General features: G+C 66.2%; 18 protein-coding genes. 6 read left to right on the forward strand and 12 right to left on the reverse strand.

Features of this window, described 5'->3' with window-relative positions; genetic code table 11:
* Positions 1–7 precede the first annotated feature (7 nt).
* The 9 genes from gspD to gspG all read right to left on the reverse strand — a co-directional run bounded on the left by gspD (position 8) and on the right by gspG (position 8,826).
* Positions 8–2,662 carry a type II secretion system secretin GspD gene (gene gspD / locus THI_RS15305; RefSeq protein ID WP_013107167.1) on the reverse strand — a complete coding sequence of 885 codons (2,655 nt, stop codon included), beginning with the start codon at positions 2,660–2,662 and terminating at the stop codon, positions 8–10.
* 64 nt (positions 2,663–2,726) lie between these two features.
* Positions 2,727–3,644, reverse strand: coding sequence for a type II secretion system protein N (gene gspN / locus THI_RS15310; RefSeq protein ID WP_013107168.1), 918 nt, complete (start codon positions 3,642–3,644; stop codon positions 2,727–2,729).
* On the reverse strand, positions 3,645–4,205 hold the full coding sequence (gene gspM / locus THI_RS15315) for a type II secretion system protein M (protein WP_013124233.1): 561 nt from the start codon (positions 4,203–4,205) through the stop codon (positions 3,645–3,647).
* On the reverse strand, positions 4,202–5,395 hold the full coding sequence (gene gspL / locus THI_RS15320) for a type II secretion system protein GspL (RefSeq protein ID WP_013107170.1): 1,194 nt from the start codon (positions 5,393–5,395) through the stop codon (positions 4,202–4,204). Before gspL ends, gspM begins: the two co-directional genes overlap by 4 nt.
* Before the next feature lie 94 nt (positions 5,396–5,489).
* On the reverse strand, positions 5,490–6,551 hold the full coding sequence (gene gspK / locus THI_RS15325) for a type II secretion system minor pseudopilin GspK (protein ID WP_013107171.1): 1,062 nt from the start codon (positions 6,549–6,551) through the stop codon (positions 5,490–5,492).
* Positions 6,538–7,287 (reverse strand): PulJ/GspJ family protein, encoded by a 750-nt coding sequence (locus tag THI_RS15330; protein ID WP_013107172.1) that lies wholly within the window; start codon positions 7,285–7,287, stop codon positions 6,538–6,540. Before THI_RS15330 ends, gspK begins: the two co-directional genes overlap by 14 nt.
* Positions 7,288–7,650, reverse strand: coding sequence for a type II secretion system minor pseudopilin GspI (gene gspI / locus THI_RS15335; protein ID WP_321164557.1), 363 nt, complete (start codon positions 7,648–7,650; stop codon positions 7,288–7,290).
* A 116-nt stretch (positions 7,651–7,766) separates the two neighbouring features.
* Positions 7,767–8,384, reverse strand: a complete 618-nt coding sequence (locus THI_RS15340; RefSeq protein WP_013107174.1) for a pilus assembly FimT family protein — start codon at positions 8,382–8,384, stop codon at positions 7,767–7,769.
* Entirely contained in the window at positions 8,359–8,826 is a 468-nt protein-coding gene (gene gspG, locus THI_RS15345) for a type II secretion system major pseudopilin GspG (protein WP_013107175.1), read from the reverse strand. Before gspG ends, THI_RS15340 begins: the two co-directional genes overlap by 26 nt.
* A 113-nt stretch (positions 8,827–8,939) precedes the next feature.
* Here gspG and THI_RS15350 point away from each other — a divergent pair, with 113 nt between their 5' ends.
* The 6 genes from THI_RS15350 (at position 8,940) to THI_RS15375 (ending at position 14,613) form a co-directional block, all read left to right on the forward strand.
* Complete coding sequence (locus THI_RS15350) at positions 8,940–9,533, forward strand: type II secretion system protein N (RefSeq protein ID WP_013107176.1); 594 nt, start codon at positions 8,940–8,942, stop codon at positions 9,531–9,533.
* A 152-nt stretch (positions 9,534–9,685) separates the two neighbouring features.
* Positions 9,686–9,958 (forward strand): FmdB family zinc ribbon protein, encoded by a 273-nt coding sequence (locus THI_RS15355; protein WP_013107177.1) that lies wholly within the window; start codon positions 9,686–9,688, stop codon positions 9,956–9,958.
* A gap of 86 nt (positions 9,959–10,044) precedes the next feature.
* Positions 10,045–10,683 carry a DUF502 domain-containing protein gene (locus THI_RS15360; RefSeq protein ID WP_013107178.1) on the forward strand — a complete coding sequence of 213 codons (639 nt, stop codon included), beginning with the start codon at positions 10,045–10,047 and terminating at the stop codon, positions 10,681–10,683.
* Positions 10,684–10,764: 81 nt separating this feature from the next.
* Positions 10,765–12,564, forward strand: coding sequence for an aspartate--tRNA ligase (gene aspS / locus THI_RS15365; RefSeq protein WP_013107179.1), 1,800 nt, complete (start codon positions 10,765–10,767; stop codon positions 12,562–12,564).
* A 6-nt stretch (positions 12,565–12,570) separates the two neighbouring features.
* Positions 12,571–13,494, forward strand: a complete 924-nt coding sequence (locus tag THI_RS15370; protein ID WP_013107180.1) for a restriction endonuclease — start codon at positions 12,571–12,573, stop codon at positions 13,492–13,494.
* A 3-nt stretch (positions 13,495–13,497) separates the two neighbouring features.
* A complete protein-coding gene (locus THI_RS15375; RefSeq protein WP_013107181.1) occupies positions 13,498–14,613 on the forward strand; it encodes a 3-deoxy-7-phosphoheptulonate synthase in 1,116 nt (371 codons plus the stop codon).
* Positions 14,614–14,616: 3 nt separating this feature from the next.
* Here the strand turns inward: THI_RS15375 and THI_RS15380 are convergent, their stop codons facing one another.
* Genes THI_RS15380 through THI_RS15390 form a run of 3 tightly spaced genes read right to left on the reverse strand, consistent with a single transcriptional unit; the run spans position 14,617 to position 16,873 of the window.
* Positions 14,617–15,459 (reverse strand): ABC transporter substrate-binding protein, encoded by an 843-nt coding sequence (locus THI_RS15380; protein ID WP_013107182.1) that lies wholly within the window; start codon positions 15,457–15,459, stop codon positions 14,617–14,619.
* Positions 15,423–16,181, reverse strand: a complete 759-nt coding sequence (locus tag THI_RS15385; protein WP_013107183.1) for an ATP-binding cassette domain-containing protein — start codon at positions 16,179–16,181, stop codon at positions 15,423–15,425. Before THI_RS15385 ends, THI_RS15380 begins: the two co-directional genes overlap by 37 nt.
* Positions 16,178–16,873, reverse strand: coding sequence for an ABC transporter permease (locus THI_RS15390; RefSeq protein WP_013107184.1), 696 nt, complete (start codon positions 16,871–16,873; stop codon positions 16,178–16,180). Before THI_RS15390 ends, THI_RS15385 begins: the two co-directional genes overlap by 4 nt.
* Between the last annotated feature and the right edge of the window lie 91 nt (positions 16,874–16,964).

Genomic DNA, 16,964 nt, shown 5'->3' on the forward strand with positions numbered 1-16,964 from the left:
CGGTCGTTCAGTGCTGCGGCGTGAGGATGACGCGCAGTTGCTTGCCCTGCACCTCGGTGACGTAGCGCGTGGTCTGAGTCAGGTTGAAAATCACCCGGGTCTTGCCCTGGTCATCAACCACGCTGGCAGACTGCAGCGGCCCCAGATCAAAGCTCTGGGTCTTGCTGCTGAGCTGCGAATGGGCGCCCTGAAAATCGAGCACCAGCCGAATCGGATCGCTCAAGGTGAATGCGGTGGGCGGGGCGGCCAGGGGCTGAGAAAAGCCGAGTTCCACCACGGTCGCGTCAGCCTTGCTCTTCGCCTGAAGGCTCTGCAGGGCATTGGCTGCACCGGGCGCAGCGGGTGGCATGGCGAGGGACGTGGGCGAGGGCGCCGCGGCAGCGCTGCTGGCTGCGCCCAGCGACATGGGGGGCGTGGGCGCTGCCCCCGTATCGCCTTGAAGGGACGGCAGCACCGGCCCCGGCATCTCGGGCATGCCGAACTGCGCGGGCAGTTGCGCCCTGTCCTGCATGCCGCGCATGGTGTCGTAGCGTTGCTGGCTCAGCGCGTTGCCCTGATCTTCGGTGCGCACCACGATAGGCCGCAGGAACACCATCAGATCGGTCTTCTGCGCCGTGCGCGAATTGGAGCGGAACAGCGCGCCCAGCCCGGGAATGTCGCCCAGGCCCGGAATCTTGCTGTTGTTCTGGCTCACGTTGTCCTGCATCAGCCCCCCGAGCACGATGGTCTGGCCGTCGTTGACCAGCACGGCGGTCTGGATGGAGCGTTTGTTGGTGATGATGCCCGCCGCGTTGGTGGTGCTGGAAATGCTCGACACCTCCTGATAGACATCCATCTTGATCGCGCCGCCCGCGGTAATCTGCGGCCGCACTTTCAAGGTCAGGCCGACGTCCTTGCGCTCGATGGTCTGGAACGGCGTGACGGTGGCGCTCGATCCGGTTTGCGCATACTGGCCGGTGACGAAGGGCACGTTCTGGCCGACAACGATCTTGGCCTCTTCGTTGTCGAGGGTCATCAGGTTGGGCGCGGAAAGAATATTGGCGCCGTCCTGCGTCTGCAGAAAGTTCGCCAGCAGACCCAACGTGGCCATGCCCGCCACGTTGTGCAGAATGCCGATGTTCAAGCCATTGGGGATGGCCAGCGAACCGCTGGCGAGCGCCGTTGCCGCCGAACTGCCGCCGCCGGAAATGGCCGCCTGCAGATTGATGATGTTCGAGCCGCCGGTGCCGTAATTGCTGCCGCCGATGATGGCATTCTGATTGCCCGCGCTGCCGGCGATGGCCTGCCACTGAATACCGAGTTGCGCCGCCTTGTTGGCGTCGACCTCGGCGATCAGCGCCTCGACATAAACCTGCGCCCGGCGCACGTCGAGCCGCTCGATCACCCGGCGCAGTTGCATGTAAACCGGCTGCGGCGCGTTGATGATGAGGGCATTGAGCGAGTTGTCGGCATAAACCGTGCCGCCCTGCGGCAAGGTTACCGTCGAGTCGCTGCTGGTGGCGGCGAATTCCGGCGCCTGGCCCAGCCCCGGGCTGGTGGCGCCGGACGACCCATAAGAAGATGAGTTGCTGTTGTTGCTGCCGCCACTCATCGACTGCGATCCCCCCTGCGGTTTGACCTGCGACTGCCCGCCCGCAGCGCTGCCCGTGCCTTGCGCTGCCAGCACCCCGCGCAGGGTGCGCGCCAGATCGGCCGCATTGGCATTGCGCAGATAGACCACATGGATGTTGTCCTGATCATTTTGCGGCCGGTCGAGGCGGCGGATCATCTGCTCGATCTCGGCGAGTTGTGCGCCATTGGTGGCCCGCACGATGAGCGAGTTGCTGGCCGTCTCCGGCAGGATGACCGCACGCATGGCCCCGCTGCCAGCGACGGCTGCCTGCACACCGGGGGTGCCCGGGCCGCTCGAGGTGACCGTCTGCATGTCGATGAGCTTTTGCAACGTGGGCGCCAGATCGCTGGCCACCGCGTAGGTCAGCGGTACGACGGTGACTTCGGTGCCGGTGGGCACGTCGAGCGCGGCGATGATGCGCGCGATGCGCTTGAGGTTGTCGGCATAGTCGGTGACGACCAGCGCATTGCCGGAGGGGCTGACGTTGATGGTGTTGTTGGGCGAGATCAGGGGCCGCAACACGGGCAGCAGGCTGCTGGCCGAGGCATTGCGCAACTGGAAGATCTGCGTGACCACCTGATCGCCACGACCGGGAATGCGAGAAGGCGCCAGCCCGACGCCCACCGGCCCGCTCTGCAGCTTGGCGTCGGCCTCGGGCACGACCTGAAACACGCCGTCATGCTCCACCACGGCAAAGCCGGCCAGGCGCAACTGCGTGAGCAGCGCCTGGAAGACTTTCTGCGGCGGCACCGGTTTTTCGAATTGAATAGTGACCTGGCCCTTCACCCGCGGATCGACGATGAAGTTGCGCCCAGTTGCCGCGGCCACCGCCTGCACCGCGCTGGCGATGTCGGCGTTGACCAGGTTGATGGTGAGATCCCCATTGGCGCTACGTTTGGCTTGATCGGTCTTGCCCGCCATGCCTGAGGGCGCCTGCGCCATCACCGGTTGCAGCATGAGCAAAGGAACGAGCAGCAAGGCCACCACGCGGCCGATCCTGCGGCTGATCCCGCTGCGGGCATGAGAATTGGGGTTCAAGTCGGGATGCATCACGGCGTTCCTTGATTCTTGTCGTGTTCTGTGGCGGTCGGAGTGTCGTCGAATTCAGTCGAATTCAAATGGCGATTCGCACATGGTCACCCTCGCGACGTCCGAGGAGCGACAGCAGATTCGCCATCGCCGCTTCGTTGCCAGGCGCCGCCCGGCCGGTGCCGAGAAACTGCAGGGCCTGACCGTTCCAGACCCCTTTGCCCTGCAACAACAGGGGCCCTTTGCTGCTTTGCAGATCGACTTGCGCATCGGCGCCCTGCCCGGTGATGCTCAGGGTATAGCTGCCGATGGGCGCCACCACACTCAGGCGGGATGCCACATCCGGCAGATCGATCTGCACCTGCCCCCCGATCCGCATCCGCCCCGCGACCGATTCTAGGAGCAGGCCACGCAAGGTGAATTGCGCCTGTCCCCGTAGCGCAACGGTATTCCAGGGAGTGCCCAGCCCGTCGAGCACCGATAGCGGCAGCATGCCCTGCCAGGGGGCATCTGGCGCGCCCCCCGCCGGGCGCAGCGCCACGGTGGTCTGCGACCAGCCGAGCTGGGTGCTGATCTGCAGCGGCTGCGGCGAGACCTTGGGCCAGTCGATCTGCGCCAGCAGTCGGCCGCGCCAGAGATTGCCCAGACCGATAGTCCAGTGCAAGGTGCCGGGCAGCACGGTGGCGCCGCGGCTGCCCGCCCCGCCTTCGAGCACCAGCAGCGCCGAGCCGTCGCGCCAGGTGCCTTGCGCCTGAGCGAGCAAGACGTGCTGACCGCTGGCCTTCCACACCGCCGCGCTCAGCCAGCTGGCCGGGGCCTGCCACAGCAGCGCCCACAGCACGCCCAGCAAAGCCGCCAGCCACAACCAGCGGCGGCTGAAGGCGCGTTGGCGTTTGACCGGTTTGCGGGATGATGAACGCCCGCGTGACGAAGACTTGGACGAGCGTTTGCCGGAAGACGCCGCAGCGCGCGCCGGGTCGGGAGATTTGGGTGCGCTGGCCATTCATCCGCCACCCGATCCTTGCCGCGACAGGTGCACCGTGCCGCTGAGCGCTCCGTCCGGGCCGAGCTTGAGATCGGCGCCGTCCACCTGCGCCGACCAGTCGCGTCGCGCCGTTTGCGCCAGCGCCGCCAGGGTGGCCGGTCGCAGCGCAGAGAGATCCAGCGTCACCTCGCCCGGCAGCACCTGCGCCTGAACCTTGGCGCCCGGATCGACACGCTTGAACCAGGCCACGATGGCCGCCTGCAGATCGCCGCTGAATACCGGGGCAGAAGGCGCATTGCGCAGAGCGGCGATCTGCTGACCGTCCTGCTGCAGGGTTTGCAACTGCTGCTGCAGGCTGACGATGCGCTGCGGCGCGGTTTGCAGGGTATGCCAAGCGGGTTTGATCGCCAGCAGCCACAGCAGCGCAACCAGCACCAGCACCGCGGCAGAGCCGATCAGCACGCGCTCGCGCGGCGACATGGCGGCCCAGCGCTGACGCCCGAGCGCCACCGTCTGCGGCAGGCCCCGGTACCAGAGCCCCGACAACGTCGCCATGCGGCCGCCTTGCGTCGCGCTCATTGCGCCGCTCCCGTCACACTCAGCACATCGCCCTGCGCCACACAGGACAGGCCGGCCGGAGTGCACCTTGCTGCCGCCTGCGCGGCCGCGTCACCCGGCAGACTGAGCTGCAACTGGCCCGGGCTGAATTTCAGCACCGTGGGCACGATGCCCGGCGGCACCACCACGCTGGCGCGCCCCATGAGCACGTCGAGATCGCCATCTCCGGGACGGCCGGTGCGCAGGCGCGCGTCGTTGAGCGCGCGCTGCACCTGCAGGCGCGCATCGAGTATGGCGGGCACACCGGGCAGCGCCTCGGCGGCCGTGGTGTCGAGCTTTTGTCGCAACTGACTTTCCTGCCGTGAAAGTTTGAAAGCGGCGGCATTCATGCCCACCAACTGCACTACCGCCAGCAGCCCCAGCAGGGCACCGACACGTCGCCAGGCGGGTGTGGTGAGTTGCTCCATCACCCCGGCCCAACCTCGCGACAGCGCGTGTTTGGGCGCCAGGTCGAACTGCCGCAGATTCCACGGCGACTGCGCCGCCCGCGCCATCCAGCCGGCGTCGCTGAGCGTGGCCGGTGTGAGTTCAGGCGGCAGATCGAGCCAGCTGAGTTGGGGCTGCGCCTGATCTTGCACCCAGAGATGTTCGGGCGTGACGGGCAGTGGCAGCGCCTGCGGCGCGGCGGCGTCAGCCGCGAGAATGAGCGGCAACCAGGCCGCCTCGCCCTGCAGGTCGCGCCACAGCAGACGCGGGCCTTGCCCGGAAGTTTGCAGCAGCGCGTCGCCCGGTGCCAGCAAGGCGGCTTCGGGAACGATTTTCTCCGGCTCCTGCCCGGCCTGAGCGAGATCGGCAATCGCCTGCTGCAGCGCGGCCTTTTGCACCGCACAGGCCAGCGTGACGATACCGTCTTCGGCGAGCGGCCCGACACTCAAATGCAGTTGCCCCGCGTCCTGCAGCAGACGGTCTTCGAGCGCCCCGTTGAGTGCGGCCTGCAGCCGGGAAGGCGCCATGGCGGGCAGCGTCGCCGCCATGACCGAGGCGTCGAGCGCATCGACCACGGCTACCACCCGGGCGCCACGCGGAAGCAGCGCAACCTGCTCCCGACCGGCCGATTGCAGTTTGCCGTTGGCGCTCAGCAGCACGTACTCCAGCTCCGGCAACGGGTGCGCGGTAGCCAGGGGCGGCAGGCGGAGAACCAGGGTTTGCATGATGGCGGCGATTGTAGAGAGGCTTTGTTGCAGTAAAGGTACAGGAAATACGCGATGTTGCAATGCATTCTTCAATCGCGTTTTGCGAAAGAAATCAGTTTGCGCCTTGATCAGCCTCAGACGCAGCCGCCAACCAGGGGGGCACGCGCTGGATGCGCACCACTTGCGAAAACACCCCGGCCCGCTGAATCAGCGCGCGTTCGGCGTATTCCAGCTTGTCGATGCGCACACGGGCAATGGCGTCGAAGTAGCCGGTGGCCACGCTCACCAGTTGCGGATTGATCGTTGCGCCTTGCGGCAGCAGGGTTGAAATATCGCCCAGGTTGCGAAAATACGCGCGTTTGCGCGCCTCGACCAAGGCCTGCGCCGTATCGGCACTCACCCCGAGCACGGCAGCGAGCACCTCCGGGCTGGCGGTGTTGGCGTTGACCGGCGTAGCCTGCGGCAGCAGGGTGACGGCGGAGGCGAGCTTGGGCAGGGCCTGCGCCACGGTGGGGCCCAGCCGCGCCAAATCCTGCAATTGCTGCAACGGGAGTGGCGAATTTGCAACATTTGTCTGCGCCGCAGCGCCGATGGGGTTGCTCGCCGCCACGCCATTGGCGATGGTGGCCGCCACATTGGACGGCAGTTGCAACGCGGCGCACAGGCGCTGGAAGGCCAGTAGCGCCTGCGGATCGATCGTCCCGGCCGGGGCCAGATCGCGCAGATTGAAACGGCTTTGCGCATCGACGATGCGCCCTTCGAGCCAGGCGTCGGGCAGACCCGCGCTGTCTTGCCCGCGCGCGGCGAGAAAGGTCGACAGCCGCGCCTCGGCCAGCGGCACCGACCAGGGCTCGCCGAGGTAATCGGCCGTCGAGGTCATGGCGTCTTCGCGCAGAATCAGCCGCGCCCAGTCGATCGTGCCGCGCAAAATCCAGCGCGCCTGCGTCTGTTCGCGCGCGGTCTGCTCGCGGGCGATGGCGCTCCACTGACTCCAGAACATGCCCGAGACCATCACCGCGGCCAGCGCGGCGATCAGCATGGCGGTGATCAGCGCCGCGCCGCTTTGATGCTTGGTCGCGCGTCTCAGTGGACTACCCTCCTCACTAGGCTCGACTCCCCAAGTGAGTTGAGCGCTCCTTCGGAGCGGCCGTGCGGAGCGCTCATTCGCGGTCATCCAGCAAAAAGTCGCGCTGCAAATCGCCCGTCAGCAGCTTGTCGGCGAACTGCAGTTGCAGGCGCACGGCCGCCGGGGTCGTCGCGCTGGCGGCCAGCGTGTTGGCGGCGGCCGCCGCGGCGCTGGCCGATGCGGCCGGCGTGTTGCTGCTGGCGTTAGCCACATTGGCCGCCGTACCGGCATTGACCCAGGCGCCCGATTGCTGCAGCAGCCCGATACCGGCGTAGCGATAGAACTGAATCTGCATGCTCACCACGCCGGGCAGAATGGTCAGCAAAGGCGCGGTGGAGTTTTGCAAGGCCGCCTGCAAGACGGCGCGGCTATCGGTGGGCGCGCTGGCACTGCGCTTGAGCGCGCCGTCCTGCACCGTCCAGCGCACCACCTGCAGCTCGCCCGCATTCGGCGGCAGGCCGACGCCCGCACCGACATCGGCGCGCACATCGCCGCCCAGCGGTTGCGCGGGACGGCGCACGATGAACAGCCCGCCGCCGAGCACGCTCACCGCAGGCAGTCCGGGCCCCTGCGACACCGCATGGCGCAGATCGTCGCCCAGCTGCTGCATGCCGTCGGCCAGACGCGAACTGGTGGTGAACGCGCGGTTGGCGTCGTCGCGGCTGCGCGCCACCGCGTCCAGCCCGCGCCAGCCCAGCACCGCCACCACCGCGAGAATGGTGACCGCGACCAGCAGCTCGATCAGGGTGAAACCCCGCTGTGCCGAAACAGGCGCCCGGTTCACTTACAGATTCCCGATGATGGTGACCACCTGCCACGCGCTCCAGCCGCTGGCATCGAGCACGTTGACCTGCACGCGACGGAAGTTGGGGTTGGGCGTGGGCATCACGTCCACCGCCACGGTGAACGGCACATTCGCCTGCGTGCAGGCGCTGGTGCTCTGTCCCACCGCCAGAAATGTCTTGCTCAGGCGTTGATCGACCAGAAAATTCTGCGCGCACTGCTCGGCCAGAACGGTCATGCGATAGCGCTGCGCGTTGTCGGCCACGCCGCCTGCGGCGCGCATGGCCGCCAGCAGCGCAATGGCCACCACCGCCAAAGCCACCAACACTTCGAGCAGGGTGAATCCGCGGGAGCTTGCCCCCAAGCTTGCCGCTGACGCGGCGGCGCTGCCCCCCGAGGGGGCTGGCCCAGCCTTGGGGCGGCCCGGCGGCTGGGCCGACCTATTCAATGGGGGCGCTGGAACGCGAAGGGGTCCGCACATCATGATCGGCTTCGACTTACGACAAAAGGCGCGAAGCCGTCGGTTTCGATGCTGTCGCGCTCTCCGCCGTCAGACAGCACCAGGCGGACCGGGCCGCCCACCGGCTCGGAGCCGAACAGCAACCAGCTCGGCGGCGTGCCCAGACTGCGCACCCCACCCTCGCTCAGACTCACCGACACCGTACCTGCCGAGTAGGCTGCCTCGCGCGGCTCGCCGCCTAGCGCGGCGCGCCAATCCTGCGGGGGAATTTCGCGGCCGCCGTCCACCCAGGGCCAGAGCCGCGGACGCAGCAGATCGGAGTCCACCGGCTCCCAACCCTGCGGCCCGATCTGCACAAAGGCATAGCCCCTCGGCCCGCTGGCCCAGGCCAGAGGCACGCCGGTTTCGGCGGCGTGTTGACGCGCGGCGTCGAACAGTGCCGACAGCCGCTGCGCTTCACGCTGCATCTGCGCATTTTCGGAGGGCGGCAAGGCAAAAGCCGCCATCGCCGTGACCATGCCCACGATGATCAGCGCCACCAGCATTTCGAGTAGGGTGAATCCCCACGCTTGCCGCTGGCGCGGCGGCCTTGCCCTCAGGATGCAGCCGGGCTTATTGCCAGCTGCCAATGTCGGCATTTGCCCCTTCTCCGCCGGGTTTGCCGTCTGCGCCATAGCTGAACACATCCACCGGACCTTTCACGCCCGGGTTGAGATATTGATAGGGATTGCCCCACGGATCGGTCGGCAGCTTTTCGAGATAGGGCTTCCAGTTGTTGGGAATCGGCGGCGTGGTGGGCTTGACCACCAACGCCTGCAAGCCCTGCTGCTGGGTGGGGTAAATGCCGTTATCCAGTTTGTACAACTTGAGCGCCTGCATGATGGTGGCGATATCCGTCTTGGCGGCCGTTTGCCGCGCCTCGTCGGTGCGGCCCATGATGTTGGGCACGATGAGCGCCGCCAGCACGCCCATGATGACCAGCACCACCATGAGCTCGATCAGCGTGAAACCGCGCGCTTTGCGACGGGCCGCGGGCGCGCGCAGCACCTCGGATGAAACCTCCTTCAAACCATCATTCATCGACTTCCACCTTTTGAAAAGCGCCGGGCGCGCCCTCGGTTTTTCCGCCTTGCTGATGACTCGTTGCAACAAGACGGCGCGAAGACACGTTCTGCGCGGATAATAAGTGTCTCATGTTGCGCACCTCACCCTCATTCCCTGCGCCCAGTGGCGTTTCTACCCGCGGCAGCCGCCGGGCCGCGGCGCTGCTGAGCGTCGTTCTAGCCTTCGCCTGCGCAGCGCTGGCAGTGACCTGGGTGCTGCGACTGGTCGCCTCGCCGCAAACGGTTCCCGCTGATGCCCAACTCATTGGCGCGCTGTCGCCCGAGCAGGCCGCGCAGCAAGCCGCGCGCCTGTTTGGCGCCACACCGGTGGGCGCGGCCAGCGCACCCGCCGCGCCCAGCCGATTCCGGCTGTACGGGGTGATTGCCGGGGGCGATACCGGCTCGGCGCTGATTGGCATCGACGGCCAACCGCCCCGCGCCGTCGGCGTAGGAGACGCCATCGCACCGGGCGTGATTTTGCGCGCCACCGGCTACAAAATGGTCTGGCTGGAACGTGACGGCGTGCGTCAGGAGCTCAAAATGGATCCGCAGGGCGCTCAGGTCGGAGCCATCGGCTTCCCCAGCGTCGCACCCCGTCTGCCGCAATTCACCCCGCCCGCGCTGGCGCCGCCCGGCATTGCACCGGCCAGCATCGCGCCGCCTACGGGGGATAACGAGAGATAAGGCCGAGGCTGCGTGGCCGCTGCCGCCCCGACAGGCGGGGCGTTTTTATAATGCCGCCATTGTTCTGCGCCTGTTTGCCCCCATTTAAGTTGGGAATTCTGGACTTGAAACGCCGATTTTCCTGGCGCCCCTATTTTGACGAGGTTTCCACCATGCCGATCTACGCTTACAAATGTGATGCCTGCGGCCACACCCTGGACGCGCTGCAAAAAATGTCCGATGCCCCGCTGACCGTCTGTCCGCATTGCGGCAAGCCTGCGCTGCACAAACAGGTCACCGCGGCGGGTTTCCAGCTCAAGGGCTCGGGCTGGTATGCCACAGACTTCAAGGGCGGCGGCGCGGCGGCAACATCGACAGCGGCTGCAGCGTCTTCCTCCGACAGTGCCGCGCCCCCGGCCTGCGGCGCCTCGTGTGCCTGCCATTAAATTCATTCTCTCCAGGGCTCTGATCACTCGCCCTGCCCCTTTCCTCAACCCCAAGCCTTCCGCGCCCCGGAAGGCTGTTTCATTCCATGAGCCTGAAAAGTATTTTCATCGCCGGCATGCTGGTCTGGCTGCCGCTGACCATCACCATCTGGGTGCTGTGGCAGTTGCTGGCCGTGTTCGACGGCATCTTCCGGGCCATGGTCAGCGCGCTGAGCACGGTGGCGCCCGGCCTGGCCCCGGCGCTGGACAAACTGGTGAACATTCCCGGCGTGGGCGTGGTCTTGGTGCTGGCGGCCATTTTTCTCACCGGTCTGGCCGTGGCCAATATGGTGGGGCAGTGGTGGCTGGCCCGCTGGGACGGGCTGATGGCGCGCATTCCGCTGGTCAAGACCATTTACAGCAGCGTCAAACAGGTGTCGGACACGCTGTTTTCCAGCAGCGGCAACGCCTTCCGCAAGGCACTGCTGGTGCAATATCCGCATCAGGGCTCGTGGACCATCGCCTTCATGACCGGTACGCCGGGCGGCGAGGTTGCGGGGCATCTGCAAGGCGATCATGTCAGTGTGTACGTTCCCACCACACCCAATCCGACCTCCGGCTTTTTTCTGATGTTTCCGCGCAGCGAGGTGATCGAGCTGCAGATGAGTGTGGACACTGCGCTCAAATACATCATTTCCATGGGTGTGGTCGTGCCGGGCGGGCCGAACAATCCGCAAGTGCATTGAGCGCCCGAGCTCCCATCCTTTCCCTTCCTGCCCCCTGCGCGCCGAAGCCGCGGGACCGTTTTCCGAAAGTACCTCTCCAACATGAGTCTGCGTAGCCAATATTGCGGTCAGGTGACCGAAGCCCAAATGGGACAAACTGTTTCACTGTGCGGCTGGGTGCATCGCCGTCGCGACCACGGCGGGGTGATTTTCATCGACCTGCGCGACCGCGAGGGCCTGGTGCAGGTGGTGTGCGACCCCGACCGCGCTGCCATGTTCGCCACTGCCGAAGGCCTGCGCAACGAGTTCTGCGTGCAGGTGCAGGGCCTGGTGCGGCCGCGACCTGCTGGCACCGAGAACGAGGGCATGACCTCGGGCAAGATCGAGGTACTGTGCCACGACATCACCGTGCTCAACGCCTCGGTCACCCCGCCGTTCCAGCTCGACGACGACAACCTGTCGGAGACCACGCGGCTGACCCATCGCGTGCTCGACCTGCGCCGTCCGCAGATGCAGCACAACCTCAAGCTGCGCTATCGCGTTGCAATGGCGGTGCGCCGCTTCCTCGACGGCCAGGGCTTCATCGACATCGAAACCCCCATGCTCACCAAGAGCACGCCCGAAGGCGCGCGTGACTATCTGGTGCCCAGCCGCGTGCACGACGGCGAGTTCTTCGCCCTGCCGCAGTCGCCGCAGCTGTTCAAGCAGATGCTCATGGTCGCGGGCTTCGACCGCTATTACCAGATCACCAAGTGCTTCCGCGACGAAGACCTGCGCGCCGACCGTCAGCCCGAATTCACCCAGATCGACTGCGAGACTTCCTTCCTGAACGAGCAGGAAATCCGCGATCTGTTCGAGACCATGATCCGCGGCGTGTTCAAAGATGTGCTCGACATCGAGCTCGCCACCCCCTACCCGGTCATGACTTATGCGGAGGCCATGGCCCGCTTCGGCTCCGACAAGCCCGATCTGCGCGTCAAGATGGAGTTCACCGAACTCACCGATGTGATGGCCGACGTGGACTTCAAGGTGTTCTCCGGCCCGGCCACCACCCCCGGCGGCCGCGTGGTCGCGCTGCGCGTGCCCGGTGGCGGGGAGATGAGCCGCAGCGAGATCGACGCCTACACCGAGTTCGTCAAGATCTACGGCGCCAAAGGCCTGGCCTGGATCAAGGTCAACGATGTTAGCAAGGGCCGCGATGGTCTGCAGTCGCCCATCGTCAAGAACCTGCACGACGCCGCGATTACCGCCGTCCTGCAGCGCAGCGGCGCGCAAAACGGCGACCTGCTGTTCTTCGGCGCCGACAAGTCCAAGGTCGTGGCCGACGCCATCGGCGCCCTGCGGGTCAAGATCGGCCACAGCGAATTCGGCAAGAGCCACGGCCTGTTCGAGAACGTCTGGAAGCCGCTCTGGGTGGTCGATTTCCCCATGTTCGAGTTCGACGAGGACAACCAGCGCTGGGCCGCCGTGCATCACCCCTTCACCGCGCCGAAGGACGGCCATGAAGAACTGATGGACACGGCCCCCGAGAAGTGCATCGCCAAGGCCTACGACATGGTGCTCAACGGCTGGGAAATCGGCGGCGGCTCGGTGCGCATCCACCGCGCCGAAGTGCAGAGCAAGGTGTTCTCCGCGCTCAAGATCGGCCCCGACGAGGCCCGCGCCAAGTTCGGCTTCCTGCTCGACGCGCTGCAATACGGCGCCCCGCCGCACGGCGGCATCGCCTTCGGCCTGGACCGCATCGTCACCATGATGACCGGCGCCCAGAGCATCCGCGACGTCATCGCCTTCCCCAAAACCCAGCGCGCCCAGTGCCTGCTGACCAACGCGCCCAGCCCGGTGGATGAGAAGCAGTTGAAGGAGTTGCACATCCGCCTGCGCAATCCGCAGCCGGTAGCGTAAGGCTGCATGAGCAAGCTCTTTTCCCGCTCTGAAGCGCTTGGCTCGCGGGTCATGTTCGCCGCCATGCAGGCGCTGCAGCAAGCTGATGGAAAGCTGCGTAGCCGGGACGTGGCCGCCCGAGTTGCTCAACAGCTTGAGTTTGACGACTGGGCGCAAGAGATTATCGAGAGCAACGGCCTGCCGCGCTGGCGCATGTATCTCCATTTCTTTTCGGTGGATTCGGTCAAGGCGGGATTCCTCTTGAAAGAAAAAGGCGTCTGGCAGATCACAGAACCTGGAGCCGCTGCCTTGCGCGGTGGCGCCGAGGCTTATTTCCGCGCGGCGCAAACAGGCTATCGAGCATGGCGCAAAGAGCAAGTGCCCGCTAGCGCTGAATCGGCAGTGGATTTTGTCGAAACAGAGCCCACACTTCCGCCCGAAGAACGCTTTAAGCTCATCTCAAACGAAACCAATGCAGCGCTGAGCGCCGAGTTGCTGGAACGATTGAAAAGTTGCGATCCCGGCTTCTTCGAGGGCGTGGTGATTAAGCTGTTATTGAAGATGGGTTACGGCGGCAGCCATGCCGAAGCGGGTCAGGCGGTCGGACGCTCGGGCGATGGCGGCATCGATGGCGTGATCGCCGAAGACCGGCTTGGCCTTGATTCCATCTACGTTCAGGCCAAACGCTGGCAGGGCTCAGTGGGTGAGCCGCCACTGCGCGACTTTCTGGGCGCCCTGGTCAGCCGTGGCGCCAACAAGGGCGTGTTCATCACCACGGGGCTGTTCACCGACAACGCGCAACAGTTCGCCCGCCGCAGCCCGCAGCACAAAGTCGTGCTGATCGATGGCCCACGGCTGGCCGAGCTGATGATCGAACATGATCTCGGCGTCTCGGTGGCGGCGACCTATCAACTCAAACGTATCGACTCCGACTTTTTCGCGGAAGATTGACCCATGCCCCGAATCGACGATCCCACCCATGACCACGAGGCCGGCGCGCTGGACGGCACGCTCGACACTACTCGCATCGACGACACCCGCATCAAGGCGGTGCGGGCTTTGATCTCGCCGGCGGTGCTGCTGGAAGAAATGCCGGTCACGCCGCAGATCGAGGCCGTGGTCGAGCAAGGCCGCGCCGCAGTCGCGAATGTGCTGCACGGCCGCGATGACCGGCTGGTGGTTGTGGTCGGGCCATGCTCCATACACGATCACGATCAGGCCCTCGACTATGCGCGCCGCCTGCAAGCCACGGCGGCCGAGCTGAGCGACGCGCTCATTGTGGTGATGCGGGTGTATTTCGAGAAGCCGCGCACCACCGTAGGCTGGAAGGGTTATATCAACGACCCGCGGCTGGATGGCAGCTTCCGCATCAACGAGGGTCTGCAGCGCGCGCGCCAGTTGCTGCTGGAGATCAATTCGCTGGGTTTACCGGCGGGCACCGAGTTTCTCGATCTGCTGTCGCCGCAGTATTTCAGCGACCTGATCGCCTGGGGCGCCATCGGCGCGCGCACCACCGAAAGCCAGAGCCACCGCCAGCTTGCTTCGGGGCTGAGTTGTCCCGTGGGCTTCAAGAACGGCACCGACGGCGGGGTGCAGGTGGCGGCCGATGCCATGGTGTCGGCCGCCAGCGGCCATGCCTTCATGGGCATGACCAAGATGGGCGTGGCGGCGATTTTCGAAACCCGCGGAAATGCGGATTGCCACGTCATCCTGCGCGGCGGCAAGGCGCCGAACTTCGACGCCGCATCAGTCAACGCCGCCTGCGCCGTGCTGGCCAAAGCCGGGCAGCGCGAACAGGTGATGATCGACTGCTCGCACGCCAATTCGGCCAAGCAGCCGCGCAAGCAGATGGAGGTGGCCGCCAGCATCGCCGAGCGCATCGCCTCGGGCGAGCGACGCATCCTGGGCGTGATGGTCGAGAGCCACCTGCGCGAAGGCCGGCAGGATCTCAAGCCGGGTCAGCCGCTGACGCCGGGCATATCCATCACCGACGCCTGCCTGGGCTGGGACGACACCGTGCCGTTGTTGCGCGGCCTGGCCGATGCGGTGCGCAAGCGGCGCGAACTCTGAGATTTACTGGCTTTTTGCGTCGGGAAAGAACAGCGGCTCGCCGCCGATTTTGTAGCCGGCGATCGCCTGCTGGCCTGCCGGGCCGGTGATCCAGTCGATGAAGGCGCGGCCCTGCGCCGCCTTGACTTGCGGATGCTTGGCCGGATTGACCAGCATCACGCCGTAAGGATTGAACAGTGCCTTGTCGCCTTGCAACACGATGGTCAGGTCACCGCGGTTCTTGAACGCCAGCCAGGTGCCGCGGTCGCTCAGGGTGTAGGCGTTCAGCGCCGCTGCGGTGTTGAGCGCCTGTCCCATTCCCGCGCCGATTTCGCGGTACCACTTGCCGCGGCCTGCAGCGACCGGGTCGATTCCGGCCTGCTTCCACGCGCGCAGCTCCGCGGCATGCGTGCCGCTCTTGTCCCCGCGCGAAATGAACAGGGCTTGGCTCGAAGCGATCCGGCGCAAGGCCTCCGACAAGGTCTTGACTTGCATGACCCCGGCCGGATCGGACTTGGGCCCGACGAGCACGAAATCGTTGTACATCACGTCACGCCGGTCCACGCCCCAGCCTTCGGCGACGAAGCGGTCTTCCGCGGCGCGATCGTGCACGAACACCACGTCGGCATCGCCGCGCCGGCCGATGTCCAGCGCCTGTCCCGTCCCCACCGCCACCACCTTCACCGCGATGCCCGTGTCGCGGGTGAATAGCGGCAGGATGTGGCCGAACAGACCCGATTGCTCGGTGGAGGTCGTCGAGGCGACGACGATGCTGGGCGGCATCTGCGCCCCGGCGGCGAGCGACGCGAGTCCGAGCGCCGCAGCGGCGATCAGACGGATGAATGGCAAATGCAATCGCGTGAACATGCGTAGTCTCCTGGGGGAATGGCGCCGAGGCGCTGTGGGTTGAGTGATTGCGGTGCGCAAAAGGTCTGCAACTGGCCGTGATCCAGCCGCAGCACGCGCTGCGCCAGCGCGATTTCCTCTGGGCGGTGGGTGCTGAGCACCACGGTGATGCCTAGCGCGGCGAGTTCCTGCACGTCTTGCAGGATGGCTACGCTGGCTTGCGGGTCGAGATGGCTGCACGGCTCGTCGAGCAGCAGCAGCGCGGGTTGCATCATCCAGGCGCGTGCCAGCGCCAGCCGCTGACGCTGGCCGGAAGACAGGCTGGCGGCGCTTTGCCGCCCCCGGCTGTGCAGCCCGGCGCGGATCAGCGCGGCCTCGATCAAACCGGGGTCTGATCCGCGCCCGGTCAAGGCCAGGCGCAGGTTGTCCGTCACCGTGCCGCGCAGCATGGGCGTGTGTGCAAACACCATGGCCTGCCCCGGATAGGCCATGCCCTCCAACGGCGGCTCCTGTCCGGCAAAGAGCAAGCGACCGCAGGTGGGCCGCTCCAGGCCGTGGATGAGGCGCAACAGGCTGGTCTTGCCCGATCCATTGGGCCCGACCACCGCGGTGATGCCGCCGCGCGCGATTTGCAGATCGAGACCCCGCAGCACCCAGTTCGTCCCGCGGCGCAAACCCACGCCCTGCAGGCTGATGGGAAACAGCGCCGCGCAAGCCACGTCAGCGCCGCAAGAGCCGTTCATGCGCCCTCCCCATAGCGCGCCGCCGCATACTGGCGCAACAGGGCCGCAGCCGCATTGACCCCCAGCACCAGCGTCATCAGCACCGCGCCCAGCGCCAGCGCCAACGGCAGGTCGCCCTTGCTGGTTTCCAGCGCGATGGCCGTGGTCATGGTGCGGGTGTAGCCCTCGATATTGCCGCCTGCAATCATCACTGCGCCCACCTCGGACACGGCGCGGCCAAACCCGGCCAGGGCGGCCACCACTAAGGCATGGCGACAGTCCCACAGCAACCAACGCACGCGCTGCAGCGCTCCCAGGCGCAAGGAACGCAGCGTGTCGCCGTGCAGGCGCCAGGATTCAGCAACGATCTGCCGCGTGACGGCGGCGATCAGCGGCGTGGTGAGTATGGTCTGCGCCAGCACCATGGCCGGCACGGAAAACAACAGCCCCAGTTCACCCAGCGGCCCGCTGCGCGACAACAGCAGATACACCAGCAGACCGACGATGACCGAAGGCAGCCCGAGCAGGCTGTTGAGCAGCGCCACCACCACGCCGCGCCCGGTAAACGCATGCACCGCCAGCCACGCACCCAGCGGCAAGCCCAGCAGCAGACCGAGCAGCACGCTGGCGCCGCTGACGCGCAGCGACACGCCGACGATGTGCCAAGTGGCCGCATCGCCCGCGGCCAGCAAGTGCCAGACCTGGGAGAACATGGGTGGAAGGAATGAGCGAAAGAGCGATGTACATTTGGATACTATCGCAACGCGCCGTTTCTTTCATCGCGCTGTCCGCCGTGTCGGCCAC

The sequence above is a fragment of the Thiomonas arsenitoxydans genome, assembly GCF_000253115.1.
Classification (GTDB): domain Bacteria; phylum Pseudomonadota; class Gammaproteobacteria; order Burkholderiales; family Burkholderiaceae_C; genus Thiomonas; species Thiomonas arsenitoxydans.

Excerpts from the sequence above, each read along its gene's own strand:
- gspD (WP_013107167.1), bottom strand. The coding sequence starts at position 2,662 with ATGCATCCCGACTTGAACCCCAATTCTCATGCCCGCAGCGGGATCAGC.
- gspN (WP_013107168.1), bottom strand. The coding sequence starts at position 3,644 with ATGGCCAGCGCACCCAAATCTCCCGACCCGGCGCGCGCTGCGGCGTCT.
- gspM (WP_013124233.1), bottom strand. The coding sequence starts at position 4,205 with ATGAGCGCGACGCAAGGCGGCCGCATGGCGACGTTGTCGGGGCTCTGG.
- gspL (WP_013107170.1), bottom strand. The coding sequence starts at position 5,395 with ATGCAAACCCTGGTTCTCCGCCTGCCGCCCCTGGCTACCGCGCACCCG.
- gspK (WP_013107171.1), bottom strand. The coding sequence starts at position 6,551 with ATGACCGCGAATGAGCGCTCCGCACGGCCGCTCCGAAGGAGCGCTCAA.
- THI_RS15340 (WP_013107174.1), bottom strand. The coding sequence starts at position 8,384 with ATGCCGACATTGGCAGCTGGCAATAAGCCCGGCTGCATCCTGAGGGCA.
- gspG (WP_013107175.1), bottom strand. The coding sequence starts at position 8,826 with ATGAATGATGGTTTGAAGGAGGTTTCATCCGAGGTGCTGCGCGCGCCC.
- THI_RS15350 (WP_013107176.1), top strand. The coding sequence starts at position 8,940 with ATGTTGCGCACCTCACCCTCATTCCCTGCGCCCAGTGGCGTTTCTACC.
- THI_RS15355 (WP_013107177.1), top strand. The coding sequence starts at position 9,686 with ATGCCGATCTACGCTTACAAATGTGATGCCTGCGGCCACACCCTGGAC.
- THI_RS15360 (WP_013107178.1), top strand. The coding sequence starts at position 10,045 with ATGAGCCTGAAAAGTATTTTCATCGCCGGCATGCTGGTCTGGCTGCCG.
- aspS (WP_013107179.1), top strand. The coding sequence starts at position 10,765 with ATGAGTCTGCGTAGCCAATATTGCGGTCAGGTGACCGAAGCCCAAATG.
- THI_RS15370 (WP_013107180.1), top strand. The coding sequence starts at position 12,571 with ATGAGCAAGCTCTTTTCCCGCTCTGAAGCGCTTGGCTCGCGGGTCATG.
- THI_RS15375 (WP_013107181.1), top strand. The coding sequence starts at position 13,498 with ATGCCCCGAATCGACGATCCCACCCATGACCACGAGGCCGGCGCGCTG.
- THI_RS15380 (WP_013107182.1), bottom strand. The coding sequence starts at position 15,459 with ATGTTCACGCGATTGCATTTGCCATTCATCCGTCTGATCGCCGCTGCG.
- THI_RS15385 (WP_013107183.1), bottom strand. The coding sequence starts at position 16,181 with ATGAACGGCTCTTGCGGCGCTGACGTGGCTTGCGCGGCGCTGTTTCCC.
- THI_RS15390 (WP_013107184.1), bottom strand. The coding sequence starts at position 16,873 with ATGTTCTCCCAGGTCTGGCACTTGCTGGCCGCGGGCGATGCGGCCACT.